The sequence below is a fragment of the Burkholderia sp. 9775_39 genome (assembly GCF_015712225.1).
GTDB lineage: Bacteria > Pseudomonadota > Gammaproteobacteria > Burkholderiales > Burkholderiaceae > Burkholderia > Burkholderia cenocepacia.
The window spans coordinates 555,274-572,950 of sequence record NZ_JACCQC010000001.1 but is presented as its reverse complement, the minus strand read 5'-3'; the positions used below and the strand labels follow the sequence as shown (position 1 = coordinate 572,950).

Here is a 17,677-nt window from a genome sequence, read left to right as displayed (position 1 = left end):
CCATCATGTCATCAGACGAAGTTTCCGAATCCCGTCGCAAATGGGTGCAGGGCACGACGGCCGGACTGGTCGCCAGCGTCGCCCTGCCGACGATCGCGCAGACGGGCGGCCCGGCCGACGCCGGCGACCCTGCGCCGCGCGATCCGCGCACGCTTTATCCGCATGCGCCGTTTCCGCAGCAGCACCAGCCGTGGCCGGGCCTCGCGGGCCGGATGACGCCGCGCCCCGATCACGGCGAGCGCAGCTATCGCGGCAGCGGCCGGCTCGACGGCCGCAAGGCGCTGATCACCGGTGGCGACTCGGGCATCGGCCGCGCGGTCGCGATCGCCTGTGCACGAGAAGGCGCGGACGTCGCGATCGTCTATCTGCCCGACGAGGAGCCCGATGCGCGCGAAGTCGTGGATCTGATCCGCAGCGCGGGGCGCAAGGCCGTGCCGCTGCCGGTCGATATTCGCAGCGAAGGCGCGTGCAACGGGCTCGTCGAGCGGGCGGTCGCCGCGCTCGGCGGGCTCGACATCCTCGTGAACAACGCGGCCCGCCAGCAGAGCCATGAATCGATCCTCGACATCAGCACCGAGCAGTTCGACTGGACGCTGCGCACCAATCTTTATGCGATGTTCTGGATCACGCGGGCCGCCATTCCGCACATGCCGGCCGGTTCGGCGATCGTCAACACGACGTCGGTCAATGCGTACGATCCGTCCGCGAACCTGCTGGACTACGCGATGACGAAAGCGGCGATCGCGAATTTCACGAAGGGGCTCGCGAAGCAGATGATCCAGCGCGGCATCCGCGTGAATGGCGTTGCGCCGGGGCCATTCTGGACGCCGCTGCAGGTCAGCGGCGGACAGACGACGCACAACGTCGAGAAATTCGGCGAGCAGGTGCCGATAGGGCGGCCGGGACAACCGGCCGAGATCGCGTCGATCTACGTCGAGCTGCTTTCGTCGCGCGCAAGCTACGTGACCGGGCAGATCTATGGTGCGTCGGGCGGTGCAGGGCAGCCATAGTCGGCTCGCCGTGCGTGGGCCGACGCGGCTGAACGCGATCGGAACCTTTGTTCATCGGGCCGCCTGGACGATTCCGCCCCGATCGGCGCCGTATGCGCGAGCAGCGATCTTTATCACCGCAGCAGATAAACGTATCCGAATCGCTTCGTTGACGCACGCCGGCACGCACTCGTAGATTCGCGTTTTGACCGAATCAGAGGCCGTGCCGTGACGACTACCGCCATCCGCGACGCCGCAACGCTTTCCGCCGGGCATCCCGCCTTGCGGCCGGACGGCGCGGCGCAGCATTTCGACATCGTGCCGTTCGACGCGCCGCTCGGCGCCGAGGTGATCGGCCTCGACCTGTCGCAACCGCTTGATGCCGACGATTTCGCGCGCATCCATCGTGCGCATCTCGATCACCACGTGCTGGTGTTTCGCGACCAGCGCATCACGCCGGACGAGCACATCGCATTCAGCCGCCGCTTCGGCCCGCTGCAGATTCACGTGCTGCACCAGTTCGCGCTGGCCGGTCACCCGGAAGTGCTGATCGTGTCGAACATCGTCGAGAACGGCAAACCGGTCGGGCTCGGCGATGCCGGCCATTTCTGGCACTCCGACCTGTCGTACAAGGAAAAACCGAGCCTCGGCTCGCTGCTGCACGCGCAGGAGCTGCCGGCCGAAGGCGGCGACACGTTGTTCGCGAACATGCATCTCGCGTGGGACACGCTGCCGGCCCACCTGCGCCGCGCGGTCGAAGGGCTGCGCGCCGAGCATACGTATCTCGCGCGCTATGCGGAACTGCAGGCGCGCAGCCCGTGGCGGCCCAACCTGTCGCCCGAGCAGATCGCGCAGGTCGCCGCGGTCGTGCATCCGGTCGTGCGCACGCATCCGGAAACCGGCCGCAAGGCGCTGTTCGTCAGCGAGCATTTCACGACGCGCATCGTCGGGCTGCCGGAAGACGAAAGCCGCGCGCTGCTCGACGAACTGTTCGCGCACAGCGTGCGCGCCGAGCACCTGTATCGGCACGCATGGCGCGACCACGATCTGGTGTTCTGGGACAACCGTTCGCTGATGCATCTCGCCGCCGGCACGCCCGACCACCTGCGCCGCAAGCTGTACCGCACGACGATCGAAGGCGACGCGCCTTTCTGAGCCGCACGCCCCCGTCATTCATTTCCGCCCCTTCCTGACCGGAGTTCCGATGTCGTTCTCGTTCTTGCCGGCGCGTCGCGCGCTGGCGGCCACGCTCACCGCCGCGCTCGCCTTCGCGGGCGCGGTCATCCCGCAAGCCGCGCACGCGGAGGGCCGCATCCGCATCGCCGAGCAGTTCGGCGTCGTCTACCTGATGCTGAACGTCGCGCGCGACCAGCAACTGATCGAGAAGGAAGGGCGCAAGGCCGGCCTCGACATCAAGGTCGACTGGGTGCGGCTGTCGGGCGGCGCGGCCGTGAACGACGCGCTGCTGTCCGGCGCGGTCGACGTCGCGGGCGCGGGCGTCGGGCCGCTGTTGACCGTGTGGGACCGCACGCGCGGCCGGCAGAACGTGAAGGGCGTCGCGTCGCTCGGCAATTTCCCGTACTACCTCGTCAGCAGCAACCCGAACGTGAAGACGATCGCCGACCTGAGCGCGAAGGACCGCATCGCGGTGCCGGCGGTCGGCGTGTCGGTGCAGTCGCGCGTGCTGCAGTACGCCGCGGCGAAGCAGTGGGGCGACAAGCAGTTCGACAAGCTCGACGCGTTCACGCAGGCGATCCCGCACCCCGATGCGACGGCCGCGATTCTTGCGAACAGCAACGTGATCACCGGCCATTTCGGCAATCCGCCGTTCCAGGAACAGGAGCTCGCCGGCAACCCGAACGCGCACATCGTGCTGAATTCCTATGACGTGCTGGGCGGCCCGAGCTCCGCGACGGTGCTGTACGCGACCGAGAAATTCCGCGACGACAACCCGAAGACCTACCGCGCGTTCGTCGCCGCGCTGGCCGACGCCGCACGGCAGATCGCGGCCGACCCGGAGCGCGCGGCCGATACCTATATTCGCGTGAACGGGTCGAAGATCGATCGCGCGCTGCTGCTGAAGATCCTGCGCAATCCGCAGGTGCAGTTCAAGACCGCGCCGCAGAACACGCTGCCGCTCGCGCAGTTCATGCATCGCACCGGTGCGATCCGCAACGAACCGAAGTCGTGGCGCGACTACTTCTTCGACGATCCGGCGACGGCCGGCGGCAGTTGAGCGGCGTCGACGCTGCGACGCCGTGTTCGACGCTTATGCATCGGCGCGGTTTCGATATGCGCAATCGATGGTTGGTCCGCACGACGCCTGGCCGTATGTTGATGCTTTTCCCGCAAGAGATTCGATCGTGAACGCCACTTCTCCCCGAACCTGGTTTCCGCCGTATACGGCACGCAGCGGCGCGTCGCCGGCCGCGTCCGCCGCATCCGATGCAGGTGCCGCCGGGCGGCCGGCGGCGCATGCCGCGCAGGCCGGCGCGCACAGCGAACGCCTGCTCGCCATCGACGAGGTCAGCCTCGAATACCGCAGCGGCGCGCGGATCGTGCGCGCGACGCATCAGGTGAGCTTCGACGTGTACGGCAGCGACCGCTTCGTGCTGCTCGGCCCGTCGGGGTGCGGGAAGTCGACGTTGCTGAAGGCGATCGCCGGCTTCATCGAGCCCGTCTCGGGTTCGATCGCGCTCGACGGCCGGCCCGTGCGCGGGCCGGGGCCCGACCGCGTCGTCGTGTTCCAGGAGTTCGACCAGTTGCCGCCGTGGAAGACGGTCGTCGAGAACGTCGCGTTTCCGTTGCGCGCCGCCGCGAAGCTGTCGCGCGCCGAAGCCCGCGAGCGCGCGCTGCACTATCTCGACAAGGTCGGCCTGAGCGCGTTTGCCGATGCCTATCCGCATACGCTGTCGGGCGGCATGAAGCAGCGCGTCGCGATTGCACGGGCACTGGCGATGCAGCCGCGCGTGCTGCTGATGGACGAGCCGTTCGCCGCGCTCGACGCGCTCACGCGCCGCAAGATGCAGGAGGAACTGCTGCGGCTGTGGGACGAATTCCGCTTCACGCTGCTGTTCGTCACGCACTCGATCGAGGAGGCGCTCGTGGTCGGCAACCGGATTCTGCTGCTGTCGCCGCATCCGGGCCGCGTGCGGGCGGAACTCAACAGTCACGAGCATTCGCTCGACAACGTCGACACCGGCGACTTCCGCGACCACGTCGCGCGGATCCACCGCCTGCTGTTCGACACCGACGCACCGCACGTACCGACGACGGAGGACGCCGCATCATGAGTACGATCGATCCGGTCCTGCCGCCGCTGCCGCCCGTGCGCGCCGAATACACGCGTCCGCTCGACCCGCTGCCCGACGCCGAACGCGCGGCGCCGGCGCCGCTGTCGCGCCGCATCGCCGGTGCCACGTGGTTTCGCCGCGGCGTCATCGCGCTCGTGCTGATCGCCGTGTGGGAGATCGTCGCGCGCATCGTCGCGAACGATCTGCTCGTCCCGACCTTCGGCGCGACGCTGGCCGCGTTCGTGCAGGGCATCGAGTCGGGCGAACTGCTGGTCAAGACCGGCATCTCGATGTCGGTGCTGCTGCGCGGCTATGCGCTGGGCGTGCTGCTGGCGTTCGCGCTGACGTCGCTGGCGGTATCCACGCGCATCGGCCGCGATCTGCTGACGATGCTCACGTCGATGTTCAATCCGCTGCCGTCGATCGCGTTGCTGCCGATCGCGCTGCTGTGGTTCGGGCTCGGCACCGGCAGCCTGCTGTTCGTGCTCGTGCATGCGGTGCTGTGGCCGCTCGCGCTCAGCATCTATACCGGTTTCGTCGGCGTGCCCGCCACACTGAAAATGGCCGGCCGCAACTACGGGCTCACGGGCCTGCGCCAGATCGCGCTGATCCTCGTGCCGGCCGCGCTGCCGTCGATCCTGTCGGGCCTGCGTGTCGGCTGGGCCTTCGCGTGGCGCACGCTGATCGCGGCCGAGCTCGTGTTCGGCGCGAGCGCGGGGCAGGGCGGCCTCGGCTGGTACATCTTCCAGAACCGCAACGAGCTGTACACGGACCGCGTGTTCGCGGGCCTCGCGGCCGTCATCGTGATCGGGCTGCTGGTCGAGAACCTCGTGTTCGATACGCTCGAACGCGCGACCGTGCGGCGCTGGGGGATTCAGCACTGACGCGCCCGTCCGCGATCAATCCCGGCGCGGGCATAACGTAAGCTGAAATCGGCTTTTCACGCGCGCCGGGTGCGTCCCTATACTCAGCGGACGGCGTGTAACGTACGCCCCGTCGCGCGCTGCCGCGACATTCCCCGATCTGCCCGAACAAGGACCTGCCGAATGACTGCCCGTGATGCCGTCGATCCGCGCGACGCATTGCGCGACGCGCTTGCCGCGCTGCCCGATCTCGCGACTGCGATCGGGCAGGATGCCGCCCAGCGCGAGGCGCGTCGCGAACTGCCGTTCGACGGCTTCGCGCTCTTCCGGCGCTCGGCGCTGGGTGCGCTGCGGATTCCGGTCGCGCGCGGCGGCCTGGGCGGCACGCTGGTCGACCTGTTCGATGCGATCGCGACGCTGGCGGCCGCCGATTCGAATCTCGCGCATGCGCTGCGCATCCACTACGACCAGACCGAGACGCTGCGGCTGTCGCCGCGTACGGCGTTCAACGACGTGCAGCTCGAGCGTGTGCTGGCCGGCGCGATCTTCGGCGGCGCGTCGACCGAACGCGGCACGTCGCGCCCGGGCGAGAACACGACCGTGCTGCGCCGCGACGGCGATCACCATCGCGTGACGGGTCGCAAATACTATTCGACGGGCACCGCGTTTGCCGATTTCGCGCGCATCAACGTGGAGAACGAGCAGGGCGACGCGCTCGCCGTGATCGTTCCGGTGGCGCGCGACGGCCTGCAGGTGCTCGACGACTGGGACGGCATGGGCCAGCGCATGACCGCGAGCGGCAGCCTGGTGCTGAACGACGTGCAGGTGTTCGCGGACGAAGTCGCCCCACGCGACGGGTCGACGCTCGTCGGCCGGCATTGCGGCGCGCTGCGGCAGTTGCATCTGGTCGCGACCGGCGCGGGCATCGTGCGCAACGTGGTGGCCGATGCACGCCGCTACGTGCTCGCGCATGGTCGTCCCGCGCTGCACAGCCCGGCGGCGACCGCGCGCGACGATCACTTCATCCAGCAGATCGTCGGCGAGCTGTCCGCGCACAGCCATGCGATCGACGCGCTCGTGCGAGAAAACGCGCGTGCGCTCGACCGTTCCGCCGATGCGATCGAGGCGGGCGCCGCCGATGCGGATACGCTCGTGCTCGACAGCGCCCTCGCGACCGCACGCACGCAACTGATCGTCAGCAAGCTCGCGCTGCATGCGGCCGAGCGGCTGTTCGAAGTGGGCGGCGCGTCGGCAACGGCGCGCGAGCACAACTTCGATCGCCATTGGCGCAACCTGCGCACGATCTTCAGTCACAACCCGTTGCTGCACAAGGCGCGCGTGGTGGGTGATTACGTGTTGAACGGCGTGACGACGCACTTGACCGAAGGGCGCGTGTTCTGACGACGGCCGCGGGCGGTTGCTGCTACGCCGTCGCGCCGCGTTGCAGCGCCGACTTCAACGCCGCAAGCCGGCTTCGCGCAGCAGCGGCAGCACGCGCTCGCCGAAGAAGTCGAGATCGGGCTTGAAGTCGTAGAAACTCAACTGGATGCCGTCGATGCCCGCGCGGTGCAGCCGCACGATGGTGTCGGCGACTTGCTCCGGCGAGCCGGTGATCGAGATGTTGCCGCCGATCGCGCGCGCGGCGGCTTGCGCACGCTGCTCGAACCCGCCGCGCCACGCGTGCGCGTCGCTGTCGAAGCGGTGGAAGCTGCCTTCGTCCGCATGCGCGACGATCGCGTCGCGGTACGCGCGTGCTTCGGCCGCCGTCTCGCGGCAGATCACGAGCGGATTGAGCAGCGTGCGGATCGTGCGACCGCGCGCGGCGGCGGCCGCCTTCACGCGGGCGGTATGCGCGGGCAGCGCGTCGATCGCGCGTTCGGCGTCGGGGCCGGCCGGGCTCGTGACGAACACGATGTCCGAATAGCGTGCGGCGAACGCGATACCGGCGTCGGAACCCGTCGCGTTGATCAGCAGCGGGCGGCCGTAGCGCGGCTTCGGCGTCACGAATGCGCCGCCGAGCCGCCAGCTCGACAGTTCGGGCGTATAGCTGAAATTGTCCGGTTGCGCCCACAACTGCTGGACCGCGTCGAGGAATTCCGCGGCCATCTCGTAGCGCCGGTCGTGTTCGATCCGGTTCCAGCCGAACATCTCGTGTTCGATCGCGCGGTGGCCGGTCACCACGTTGATGCCCCAGCGTCCGCGCGAAATGTGGTCGAGCGTCGCGGTGAATTTCGCGAAATGCAGCGGATGCCACGGCCCGTAGAGCACGTGGCTCGTCGCGACGAGGATGATCCGCTCGGTGCGCGCCGTCAGCGCGGCCAGCGTCATGAACGAGTCGAGCGCGTGGCCGTCGAACACGCCGCCGTAGCCGCCTTTGGGCAGCCATTGCGACAGCGCGAACACGAGATCGAAACCGAGCGCCTCGGCGCGCGCGACCAGCTCGGCGTTGTAGTCGAACGTCCAGTCGGTCGAGCGCGGCAGCGTCGACGCGCTCCATCCGCCGGCCTGGATCGGCAGGAACAGCCCGAGCATCAGCGGCTGCGAGAGGGTGCGCGACACGGGGCTGTCGGGGAAGTCCGCCGGCGAACGAACGTCGACGAACGGCGACGATGCGAGCGGGGCGGCGACGGAAGGATCGCTCATCACGGGGTCCTTGCTGAAAAGCGCGACGCGACTCGCGCGGGTGGGCTGCTCGATGGGGCAAGCGAAGCGGGACACGTCATAGCTTGCCCGGCCTCGGATCGGGCACGAAGCCGTCACGGTTCGGCATCTGCACGCGCGGCAGCGTGCGCGCGTCGAGCCGGGCTTCGCCAGGCACGATGCCGTTCAGGTGCAGGACGTACGCGGTGACCGCATAGACGTCGTCCGCGCTCAGCGATTGCGGCGCGTTGTACGGCATCGCCCGGCGAATGTAGTCGAACAGCGTCGTCGCGTAGGGCCAGTAGCTGCCGACCGTCTTCTTGGGCTTCGCGCTCGCGAGCGAGCCGGCGCCGCCGACGAGCGGATCGCCGACGCCGCCTTCGCCGCCGGCGCCGTGACACATCGCGCATTTGTCCGCGAACACGTGGCCGCCGCGTGCGACCGTGCCTGCGCCGGGCGGCAGGCCGCCGCCGTCCGGCGCGACGTCGATGTCCCACGCGGCGAGCGCTGCGCGGTCGATCGGCTGTCCGAGGCCGAAGCCGGCGCCGAACGCGCCCGATGTCATCGCGCCGGTCGCAAGCAGGCAAGCAAGCAGCTTACGCATTGCGCACCTCGCCGTCTGCGCCGATGCGCCAGTTCTGGATGCCGTTGTAGTGGTACTGCGAGTTCAGCCCGCGCGCGGCGACGAGCGCGTCGCGGGTCGGCTGCACGTAGCCGGTGTCGTCGGTCGCGCGGCTTTGCAGGTCGGCCGGCTCGCCGCGCCATACCCAGTCGGCCTCGAAGCGCGTCAACGCACGGTCGCGGACGTCGCCGGCGAGCCGTGCGGGGCGCCAGGTGCGACCGCCGTCGGTCGACACGTCGACGGCACGAATCCGGCCGCGGCCCGACCACGCGTAGCCGCTGATCGGGTAATAGCCGTGCGCGGCGAGCCGATGGCCGGCCGACGGCCGCGTGATGACCGACTTCGCATCCATCTCGAACACGAACTGGCGCGCACAGCCATCCGGCAGCAGATTCGTGTATTTCGACGTTTCCTCGCGCGTCATCTCCGGCGCACGCACCAGTTTCAGCCGTCGCAGCCACTTGATGTTCGTGTTGCCTTCGAATCCCGGCACGATCAGCCGCACCGGGTAGCCGTTCTCCGGACGCAGCCGTTCGCCGTTCTGCGCATAGACGACCAGCGCGCGCTCGAGGATCCGGTCGAGCGGCAGGCTGCGCGTCATCGCCGCGCCGTCCGCGCCTTCGGCTAGCAGCCAGCGTGCGGCGGGATCGATGCCCGTCTCGTCGAGCAGCGTCGACAGCCGGACGCCGGTCCATTCGCAGCACGACAGCAACCCGTGCGTGAACTGAACCGGCAGCCCGCTCGGGCCGTTCCATTCGCTGCCCGTGTTGCCCGAGCATTCGAGGAAGTGGATTCGCGATTCGGACGGGAAGCGCAGCAGGTCGTCGACCGTGAAGACGCGTGGCTCGCGCACGAGGCCGTGCACGACGACGCGATGGCGTTGCGCATCGATGTCCGGCACGCCCGCGTGATGACGCTCGTAGACGAGCCCGTTCGGCGTGATGTCGCCGAACAGGTCGGCGAGCGGCGTCATCGACGAGCCGGAACCGGGCAGCGCCGGCGTGCGGGCGCTGCGGCGAACCACGTCGCGTTCGTGCGGCCCCGGCACGCCGTACGGCGGCGACAGCAGCGGCGCACCGGGCGCGCGCGTCCACGGCGGCACATCGAGCGGCGGGCTCGCGAGCGCGCCGCCGGCCGGCAGCAGCGTCGCCGCCCAGCCGCCGGCCAACTGGCGCAGCGCCGCGCGCCGGCCGGGGCGCGGCGCACGGGGAGGAAAACGGGAATCGGTCATGGTCGAACGCGTGTGGCGCGCGGGGAAACGATCATTCTCGGCAACCGGGCGGGGCGCGGCAAACAACGATTCCCGCTTTGCTTATCGTGACGATTGCGCCGCGCCCGCCGCGCGTGCCGTCAGAACTTCACGCGCAGCCCGCTGACGAACGCAAGCTGGCGGTTCGTCGACGACGCGCTGCCGATGTTCGAGATCGCCGCGATCTTGCGATAACCGCCCGACGTCGCGGTGCTCGCATCACCGGCCGCGAGCTGGTAGATGCCCGACACATAGATATCGGTGCGCTTCGACAGCGCGTAGTCGAACCCGAGCGTGAACTGGTGCCAGCGCGGTTTCAGCGTCTGGCCGCTCGTGCCCGGCAGGCCGCTCGCGCGCCCGTCGGTAAACGTATAGACACCGATCAGCGTGGCCGCCGGCGTGATCTGGTAGCGCGCGTTCACGTCGTAGTTGTTGAACTTGCGCGACGAGCCGTCGAGATAGTCGAGCTGCGTGTGGCTCCATGCGAAGCCGAGCGTCGTGCGGCCCAGCGAGTAGTTCGCGCCGACCGCGCCGATCTGCTGCTTCAGTACGCCGCCGTTCAGCCCGTAGAAGAATGCGCCGCTGTAGTCGTTGCCGGTGGTCGAGGTCGCGCCGCCCACCGCGCCGCTCGTGTTCGACGTCGCATTCGGGTGATTGAGCCGCACATAGCCGCCGCCGACCGACAGCGGACCGTTCACGTAGTTCGCCGATGCGCCCCACGCGTTGTTGTTCGAGAAGCCGGTGCCCGCGCCGCCATTGGCCTGGTTGCTGAATGCATAGAGCAGGTCGGCCGTGAAGCCGGCGATCGTGTCGCTACGGAATTTCACCGCGTTGTTCAGGCGGAAGCTCTGGTTCAGGTTGTCGTTGTCGCCCACGTGCGTGGCCGGCGACCAGATCCCCGATCCCGAGTACTGCGCGACGAGATCGGTGATCGGCTCGTACTGACGGCCGAACGTCAGCGTGCCGAGGCCTTTCTTGCCGAGACCCACGTACGCGGAGCGGCCGAACAGGCGGCCGCCCTGGCCGAGCCCGCCGTCGCTCGGCCGGAATCCGCCTTCCAGCGTGAAGACCGCCTGCAGGCCGCCGCCGAGATCCTCCACGCCTTTCAGGCCCCAGCGGCTGCCGCTCAGCTTGCCGCTCGTCTGCTGGATGTTGCTCGCGCCGCCCTGGTTGTTCGTATACGCGATGCCGGCGTCGACCACGCCGTACAACGTGACCGAACTCTGCGCATGCGCACTGACCGAACCGATCGACACCAAACCCAGTACCACCGTTTTTTTGATCATGACCATCCTCTGTTGTTATCAGTCCATTTGTGAGGATCACGATGCTATTGACGACGGGCGCGTCGATGAACGGCCGATCCGTGGTTTGTAATTCGCTGTGCGGCCGATTTGTAATGTGCGTTGCCGCGGGCCCGGCAGGTGCGCCGCGATCGCGTCCGGCGCGCCTGCTGCGGCGAACGCATCGCGCGGACTGCGAACGTCGCGCGCTGGAAATGCCTGCGCGCGGTCATATCGATCGATGAAATGGTTCGATGTGCGGACTGCCCGTCGTTCGCATGACGATGCGTTTACGCAACGTCCGGCTAGGCGACGACCGGCCGATGCGCTATGCGCGTTTGCATATCGATTCCGCAAAACGTTGGTAGGGCCGTGCGAGGTGCGACGGTAGAGTCTGGCATCCGGCCGGTGGCCGGCATGCCGCGGGAACAGCAGCGCGTACAGGCGTACGAATGCTTCCCGATCGGGACGATCGACGAAAAAAGGAGCCGTTTGACATGAGTCGCGATGTGCTGTTTCTGCTGGAACCGGGCTTTGCCGATCCGAAGCATCCGGGCCAGCGCTTCGTGTGTCCGCATGGATTGCCGATCGAGGGGCTGCTGGCGAGCGCGCCCGATCTTGCCGCGCGTCTCGACGTGAAGCGCGTTGGTTTCGAGCGGCCGCGGCCCGCGGTGATCGACGCACTCGACGACGCACACCAGGGCCTGCCGGTGCTCGTGCTGGGTCGCGACCGGCCCGCGCCGGACGACGCGCAGACGCTCGGCGACGTGCGCTTCGTCACCGACGCACGCCGCATCCTCGAACTGCTGGCCGAGCGCCACGGGTTTCCGGCGCTGCATTGACGCAGCGGTTCCACTTCCGATCCCTTTCCATCCGATCGACAGGAGCATCCGATGTCGTCAATGTCGGCGGCACGTCGCCGTCTGCTGCTTGCCGGCGCCGCGGTCGTGGCGCACCCATTGGCCGCGTTCGCCGCGCCGGCCGCCGACGCCGATCTGGCCGGCACGACGTTGCGCGTCGCAACCTACAAGGGCGGCTGGCGCGCGCTGCTGCAGGCGGCCGGGCTCGCCGATACGCCGTACCGGATCGACTGGCGCGAACTGAACAACGGCGTGCTGCATATCGAGGCCCTCAACGCCGATGCGCTCGATATCGGTTCGGGTAGCGAAATTCCGGCCGTGTTCGCCGCCCGCCAGAAAGCCAATGTGAAATTCATCTCGCGTGTGCGCGAAGACCTGAACAACCAGGTCACGCTCGCGCGCAAGGACACGCCGATCCGCGGCATCGCCGACCTGAAGGGCAAGCGCGTCGGCTACGTGCGCGCGACGACGTCGCACTATTTCCTGTATCGACAGCTGGCGGAAGCCGGCCTGACCTTCGACGACATCCAGCCGATCAACCTGTCGCCGACCGACGGGCTGTCCGCGTACGATCGCGGCGACATCGATGCGTGGGCGATCTACGGCTACAACGGCCAGCTCGCGCGCAATCGCTACGACGCCCGTGTGCTGAAGACGGGGAAGGGGTATCTGTCGGGCAATTTTCCGGTGTACGCGAATCCGCGCACACTCGACGATGCGCGTCGCCGCGCGGCGACGGGCGATCTGCTGCTGCGGTTTCGACGTGCGTATGCGTGGGCGAACGGGCATTTCCGCGACTATGCGCTCGCGCAGAATCGCGAGACCCGCGTGCCGGTTGCCGATCTCGTCACGATGTTCGACCAGCGCAGCGAGGACTACGCATTGCTGCCGGTGACGCCCGACGTGGTCGCGCAGCACCAGCAGGTCGCGGACGTGTTTGCCCGCATCGGCGTGCTGGACGGGCCGGCCCATGTCGCGCCGTTGTGGGACACGTCGTTCAATTCGGTGGTTGCGGCGGGGTGATGCGATGAAGCGGAAGGCGCGGGCGGGTCAGCGGTGATGCAAATTTCGTCGGACGATCAGGCTCGACCGGATCAGGAGAACGTCGTCGCGACCATGATGCCGAATACCACGCCGAGCGCGATCCCGCAGAGCCGGCCGTAGATCGATGCGCGAACGTTGTCGTCGAGCACGAACGGCGAGCGCTTGTGCTTCCAGACCGTGCTCAGTGCGACCGGACGCGTCAGCAGCGCAATGCACGCGATCAGCACGGGCGTGGCGATGAGCATCGCGACGCGCGGGCCGTTCCAGTCGACGCCGTGCATCGCCAGCGAAACCAGCGCGGCAAGCGGCACCTCGACGCACAGGCCCAGCAACGAGCCGTTGACGAAGGAATCTCCCGGAGTCTGGAACATGGTCGGTCCTGGGGGCGGGTGAAATCGGTGGCCGGATGGGGCTCCGGCAGAAAAATCATCGGCGCGATACGTGACGGTCGGTCGACCGTGTTTGACACGAACCGATATGACGGCCGGATGTTAAGGCAAATTGTCGGTCCGTTGGCGGTTATTCAAGCTATTTAACAAATGTTCGGCGGTGAGCGTATTTCGACTTCACTCGACCTGTTTGTAACAAAATGTAACTTTTTGGACGGATCGCTAAACGAATTTCTCTCGCTTCGGATAACTCCCGCATGAAAGCCGTATCCGGCCCATCCGGCCACGCGGCAACCACACCGAATACGGGAGAACAAGCGCATGGTAGCGATCGTTAACTTCGTCGCCGATCCCCACTTACGAGGAAAGCAGCCGCGCCGGTTTCCTGGCCGATGCATCCGGAAGTTACATCTGGACGTCGCCGCAAACCCTGAACCTCTACTCGGCGCGCGATTCCGCGCTACATCTTGCCGACCACATCGTCGTGAAGATGCGTCCACAGGGCGGCGCCACATGGAACGAAGAGCGAACGCTCTGGCGCGATCCGGCCACGGGCGCATTCTCGATCGACCTGTCGGGATACGCGCCGGGCAACCTCGACGTGGAGCTCGACCTGTACAGCGCAGCGGGTCAGAAGCTCGATGCCGTGCTGAGCTCGGTCGGATTGCCGGGAGGGAATGGCTAGCCGTCGTTCAGCACGAACTACCTCGCCGATCTGAAATCGACGATCGTGTTCCATTCGCAACCTGCCGACACCGATTACATCATGGTGTCGTGGGTGCAGGACGGCACGACACGCTATTCGCGCATCACGCGCATGGGTAATGGGGAGTTCACCTGGGATGTCCAGGCTGGCGGCCTGATCCCGCAACCGGGCCAGTCGTATGGCTACGCGATCAAGTACACAGCTTACGATGCTGCCGGCGTACCGCTGGCGATGGGCGCCGGCGACATCACCGTCGGTACGGTGGGCAATGCGCAGGTCACGTTGACGGGTAGTGAGCGACCGAGCATTTTCGAATTCAAGCCGGTCGGTGCGGACGGCCAGCCGCTGACGAACGTCAACACGATCACGTTGTACTACCGTCAATCCACGGCGAAGGACCAGGCATTCGATCGCCCGTTTACCGAGATGACGCTGACGCGCGACGCACTGGGGCGCTTCCTGTTCGACGCATCGGCGCTGCCCACGCGAGCCGAGTTCGAATATCGCTACCTGGCCAAGGATGCGAACGGCACAGTGTTGACTGAACGCCAGAGCTATTTCCTGACGGGTACGCGCAACAACCCGGTGACGAACGTTGATATCGTCGGCGTGATCGACGAGACAGCGAAGGACATGACGATCGACCGTTTGCAGCAGCACAACGCATTCGGCGAGGTGTCGGCCGAACGTGACGGCCGCGGCAACTGGACGACCTCGTCATACAACACGATGGGGTATCTGACGCTCAAGCACGAGCCGAAGGTCAGCGTGACGCTCGCGAATGGCGCACAGGTCGAAGTCGAGCCGGACACGCGCTTTTACTACGACCTCACCGGCAACCTGGTCGGGTTGAAGGATGCCAACGGCAACCTGACTACCCAGCAGTGGAACTACGGGTCTGCCAAGGCCACGGTCGCCCGGACATGGGATGCACTGGGGTTCAGCAAGGTGATGCAGTACGACGTATTCGGCAATCTGCGAACGACGATCGATGAGCTGAATCGTCGGACGGACTACCGTTACGACAAAATGAACCGCCTGATCGAAGTCGATCGGCCGGCGCTGGCGGATGGCCAACGGAGCATCGACCGCTACGAATACGATGCACTGGATCGGCGTATTGCACATACCGATGCGCAGGGCGGCCGCGAGCGTACGTTCTACGACGTCGATGGGCGGGTGGTAAAGACGATCAGCGCAGCGGGTCGCGAAGTCAAGTATGACTATAAGTGGGCCACGAGCATGGGCTCGGCCGGAGCGGCGACCGCGGGCGGCTGGATTCGCACGACGACCAACGCCAACGGCATGACAACGGTCGACGAGAACGACCAGTTCGGTCGCTTGATGAAGCACACGGACCTCGGTGGGCACGTGTTCCAGTACCAGTACAACTGGGCGGGCCTGCTGACGAAACAGTCGGGAACGAGTGGCCAGGACGTCGACTACACGTACTACTCGAACGGGCTGGTGCGCTCGATCCAGGATAACGCGACGAAGACGCAATCGCTGTACGAATACGATGGTGACGGCAATCGCACGGCCGAGTACTTCTCGAATTTCGGCGATGTATTTGTGTTCGCGCAATCTCGCGTGAAGTACGACGCGTTGAACCGGGTGACTGCGATCGAGGATGACGCGTACAAGGTGTACTACGAGTACGACGCGGTGGGCAATCGCCGCCGGATGCTCGCGAAGTACACCGACATGGTCGGCTATCACGACCGGGAGCAGGAGTACTGGTACGAATACGATGTGCTGAACCGATTCACAGTGTCGATGGGCAGCCTGTCGGGTGCGCGTGCAACGGATCCGAACGATACGAGCGTTTCGATCGTGAAGGGAACGCTCGGCGGAGACGGCATACAACTTGGCTATAACGCCGCGGGTGAACGGGTGTTGGCTGTGTACGCGAAAGACGGCCGGACTGAGCGTTACACGTACGACGCCAACGGCTATACACCGCCGGCGCGGCGTCCGAATTGCTAGGTGTGACGGCAACCGGGGCCGGTGCAACGGCAGGTGGTGGATTGGGTAGCTTGGGCGTGGCGACGTTGTCGGGCAGCGTGACCGGTGGCACGCTGGGTGCGACGTCCGGGGCGGTCGCTGCGGGTATTGGTGGTGCAGCGGGTGCGCTGGCAAGCCAGGGCGTGATGATCGCCGGTGGTGAACAGCACGGCTTGAATTTTGCAAGCATCACGTTGGGTGCTATATCGGCAGGCGTCACTGCGGGCATTGGTGCCGCGGCAGGTGCGCCGGGTAGCGCGTGGAGTGCAGCGGCTCAAGGTGCCGTAAGGTCAGCTGCGACGCAGGGCATCGGGGTAGTAACGGGGCTGCAGGAACGATTTGACTGGAAAGGCGTGGCGGCCAGTGCGATTGCGTCTGGTGTAGGATACGGCGTAGGCGAGCAGGTCGGGAAGACGGTGATCGGGGCAGGTGTCGGTGCTGACTTGGGCCGGTTTGCGAGTGGTGTAGCGGGCGGGTTGAGCGCGGGGGTTGCAAGTACTCTGGTTCGTGGTGGGAGCCTGGGGCGCAACATTGGGGCAATCGCCGCAGACGCGGTGGCCAGCACCGTTGGCAATATGGTTTCGGAGGAGATGGCGAGCCGGCCGACTTCGAGCGCAAGCTCGTTGTATGGTCCAGGTAGCGACGTCAATGCGATGACGGCCAACGCGGTCCGCGCCTATGGCGGGGATCCCGAACAGCAGTTTGCGAATCAGGCGAACTGGAATCTGCAACTGGATGCAGGGCTCCGGGAACAGGCCTTCGTTGGTGGTTTGCAAGATCAGTTTGGTCAACTGGCCAATGACGCGCTTGCCGCCTCGCGTGCTGAAAATGCAGCGCTCAAGCAGCGACTCGGATCGGAGTTTGCAGGATCGGCGAACTGGGCCCTGGCTCAGCAGCGAGCCGAACACGCGGTGGCCGCGCGTCAAGCAGCAGCGACTCGCAGCGGTCTGGCTGGGTTCGATTTGGGTCGCGGAGCGAACGACTGGTCGGACGATGCGGGCGGATTTGATCCGGGGCGTGGTGGCTGGAGCAACGATTCAACGCTGAGCCGAGCTGCGCAGTGGCTTGATCGCCCAATTCAACCGCTGCAAGCGCTCGCCGATACTGTTCGACGCGGCAACGCGATGATGGCCGACGGGCTCGACGCTGTTGGGCTCAGTGGCTTAGCCGGTGCGCAGCGTGCTTTGGGTGATGTGATTTCTGGTGCGGTGCCGACGAGGCCGTGGGAGGTGGCACTCAGCGCTGCGCCGCTGGCTGCTAAGGCACCCGGTGCGCTGCGATTCGCAGGCGAGGCATTTGGGCCGCAAATTGATCAATTGGTTGTGCGCGCGACGCCGGGCCTTAGGTTTGGCATTGTGCCTGACGGTCCGGTTGCCGCTAGAACATTCAGCAATCTATTCCCTGAAGACATTCCCCAAGCTGCAAAGATTATTCCGAATGAACAACTGGCAACAATGAGCCAGCGAAGACTGGCATATGTCGTTACTCAGGATGGATCGCTCGTCGTTGGACGAAACAATATCAATCAAGGCCATATCGATCTGGCGGGTGGTCAGCCAGTCTTGGCCGCCGGTGAATTTGGTGTACATGGTGGCCAGCTTAAATTTATTGATAATTTCTCGGGCCACTATCGTCCGAGTGGAGCTGCAGCGCAGAGTGCTGCGGAGCAGGCGTTTAGAAGCCTTGGTTTCAATGTCGATGGGCTGTACATTGAACGTACCTTCAAGTGAAGCAG

16 protein-coding genes are annotated in these 17,677 nt (G+C 66.4%); 11 read left to right on the top strand and 5 right to left on the bottom strand.

The features are described from left to right. Nucleotides 1-5: 5 nt before the first annotated feature. The 6 genes from H0X90_RS02470 (at nt 6) to H0X90_RS02445 (ending at nt 6,546) form a co-directional block, all read left to right on the top strand. Entirely contained in the window at nt 6-1,010 is a 1,005-nt protein-coding gene (locus tag H0X90_RS02470; RefSeq protein WP_077189031.1) for an SDR family oxidoreductase, read from the top strand. 207 nt (nt 1,011-1,217) lie between these two features. Then, complete coding sequence (locus H0X90_RS02465; RefSeq protein WP_077189030.1) at nt 1,218-2,144, top strand: TauD/TfdA family dioxygenase; 927 nt, start codon at nt 1,218-1,220, stop codon at nt 2,142-2,144. Nucleotides 2,145-2,193: 49 nt separating this feature from the next. After that, nucleotides 2,194-3,225, top strand: coding sequence for an ABC transporter substrate-binding protein (locus H0X90_RS02460; protein ID WP_006487511.1), 1,032 nt, complete (start codon nt 2,194-2,196; stop codon nt 3,223-3,225). A gap of 67 nt (nt 3,226-3,292) precedes the next feature. Next, nucleotides 3,293-4,282, top strand: a complete 990-nt coding sequence (locus H0X90_RS02455) for an ABC transporter ATP-binding protein (protein WP_006498212.1) — start codon at nt 3,293-3,295, stop codon at nt 4,280-4,282. Continuing rightward, entirely contained in the window at nt 4,279-5,166 is an 888-nt protein-coding gene (locus H0X90_RS02450; protein WP_006487501.1) for an ABC transporter permease, read from the top strand. Before H0X90_RS02455 ends, H0X90_RS02450 begins: the two co-directional genes overlap by 4 nt. Nucleotides 5,167-5,328: 162 nt before the next feature. Beyond that, nucleotides 5,329-6,546 carry an acyl-CoA dehydrogenase family protein gene (locus H0X90_RS02445; protein WP_006498211.1) on the top strand — a complete coding sequence of 406 codons (1,218 nt, stop codon included), beginning with the start codon at nt 5,329-5,331 and terminating at the stop codon, nt 6,544-6,546. A gap of 54 nt (nt 6,547-6,600) precedes the next feature. On the opposite strand, the gene H0X90_RS02440 is transcribed toward H0X90_RS02445, so the two are convergent. From H0X90_RS02440 to H0X90_RS02425, 4 genes are all read right to left on the bottom strand, one after another. Further along, the gene (locus tag H0X90_RS02440; RefSeq protein ID WP_006493986.1) at nt 6,601-7,788 is read right to left on the bottom strand and encodes an LLM class flavin-dependent oxidoreductase; all 1,188 of its coding nucleotides are present in this window, start codon (nt 7,786-7,788) and stop codon (nt 6,601-6,603) included. Between the two features lie 76 nt (nt 7,789-7,864). Next, nucleotides 7,865-8,389 (bottom strand): c-type cytochrome, encoded by a 525-nt coding sequence (locus tag H0X90_RS02435; protein WP_077189029.1) that lies wholly within the window; start codon nt 8,387-8,389, stop codon nt 7,865-7,867. After that, nucleotides 8,382-9,638 carry a sulfite dehydrogenase gene (soxC, locus tag H0X90_RS02430; protein WP_077189028.1) on the bottom strand — a complete coding sequence of 419 codons (1,257 nt, stop codon included), beginning with the start codon at nt 9,636-9,638 and terminating at the stop codon, nt 8,382-8,384. Before soxC ends, H0X90_RS02435 begins: the two co-directional genes overlap by 8 nt. Before the next feature lie 119 nt (nt 9,639-9,757). Continuing rightward, a complete protein-coding gene (locus tag H0X90_RS02425; protein ID WP_077189057.1) occupies nt 9,758-10,942 on the bottom strand; it encodes a porin in 1,185 nt (394 codons plus the stop codon). Between the two features lie 494 nt (nt 10,943-11,436). On the opposite strand from H0X90_RS02425, the gene H0X90_RS02420 reads away from it, so the two are divergent. Both H0X90_RS02420 and H0X90_RS02415 read left to right on the top strand, forming a co-directional pair. Beyond that, nucleotides 11,437-11,781: a DUF3088 domain-containing protein gene (locus H0X90_RS02420; RefSeq protein WP_006481897.1), complete on the top strand. Its 345-nt coding sequence runs from the start codon at nt 11,437-11,439 to the stop codon at nt 11,779-11,781. A 51-nt stretch (nt 11,782-11,832) separates the two neighbouring features. Continuing rightward, nucleotides 11,833-12,822, top strand: a complete 990-nt coding sequence (locus H0X90_RS02415) for an ABC transporter substrate-binding protein (RefSeq protein ID WP_077189027.1) — start codon at nt 11,833-11,835, stop codon at nt 12,820-12,822. A gap of 71 nt (nt 12,823-12,893) precedes the next feature. On the opposite strand, the gene H0X90_RS02410 is transcribed toward H0X90_RS02415, so the two are convergent. Then, nucleotides 12,894-13,214, bottom strand: a complete 321-nt coding sequence (locus tag H0X90_RS02410; RefSeq protein ID WP_006498203.1) for a hypothetical protein — start codon at nt 13,212-13,214, stop codon at nt 12,894-12,896. A gap of 502 nt (nt 13,215-13,716) precedes the next feature. Here H0X90_RS02410 and H0X90_RS02405 point away from each other — a divergent pair. Genes H0X90_RS02405 through H0X90_RS02395 form a run of 3 tightly spaced genes read left to right on the top strand, consistent with a single transcriptional unit; the run spans nt 13,717 to nt 17,672 of the window. Further along, nucleotides 13,717-13,917 (top strand): hypothetical protein, encoded by a 201-nt coding sequence (locus H0X90_RS02405; RefSeq protein ID WP_006498202.1) that lies wholly within the window; start codon nt 13,717-13,719, stop codon nt 13,915-13,917. A 45-nt stretch (nt 13,918-13,962) separates the two neighbouring features. Continuing rightward, nucleotides 13,963-15,924, top strand: a complete 1,962-nt coding sequence (locus H0X90_RS36160) for an RHS repeat protein (protein WP_077189026.1) — start codon at nt 13,963-13,965, stop codon at nt 15,922-15,924. A 50-nt stretch (nt 15,925-15,974) separates the two neighbouring features. Next, the gene (locus tag H0X90_RS02395) at nt 15,975-17,672 is read left to right on the top strand and encodes a hypothetical protein (protein WP_125346629.1); all 1,698 of its coding nucleotides are present in this window, start codon (nt 15,975-15,977) and stop codon (nt 17,670-17,672) included. Nucleotides 17,673-17,677 lie beyond the last annotated feature (5 nt).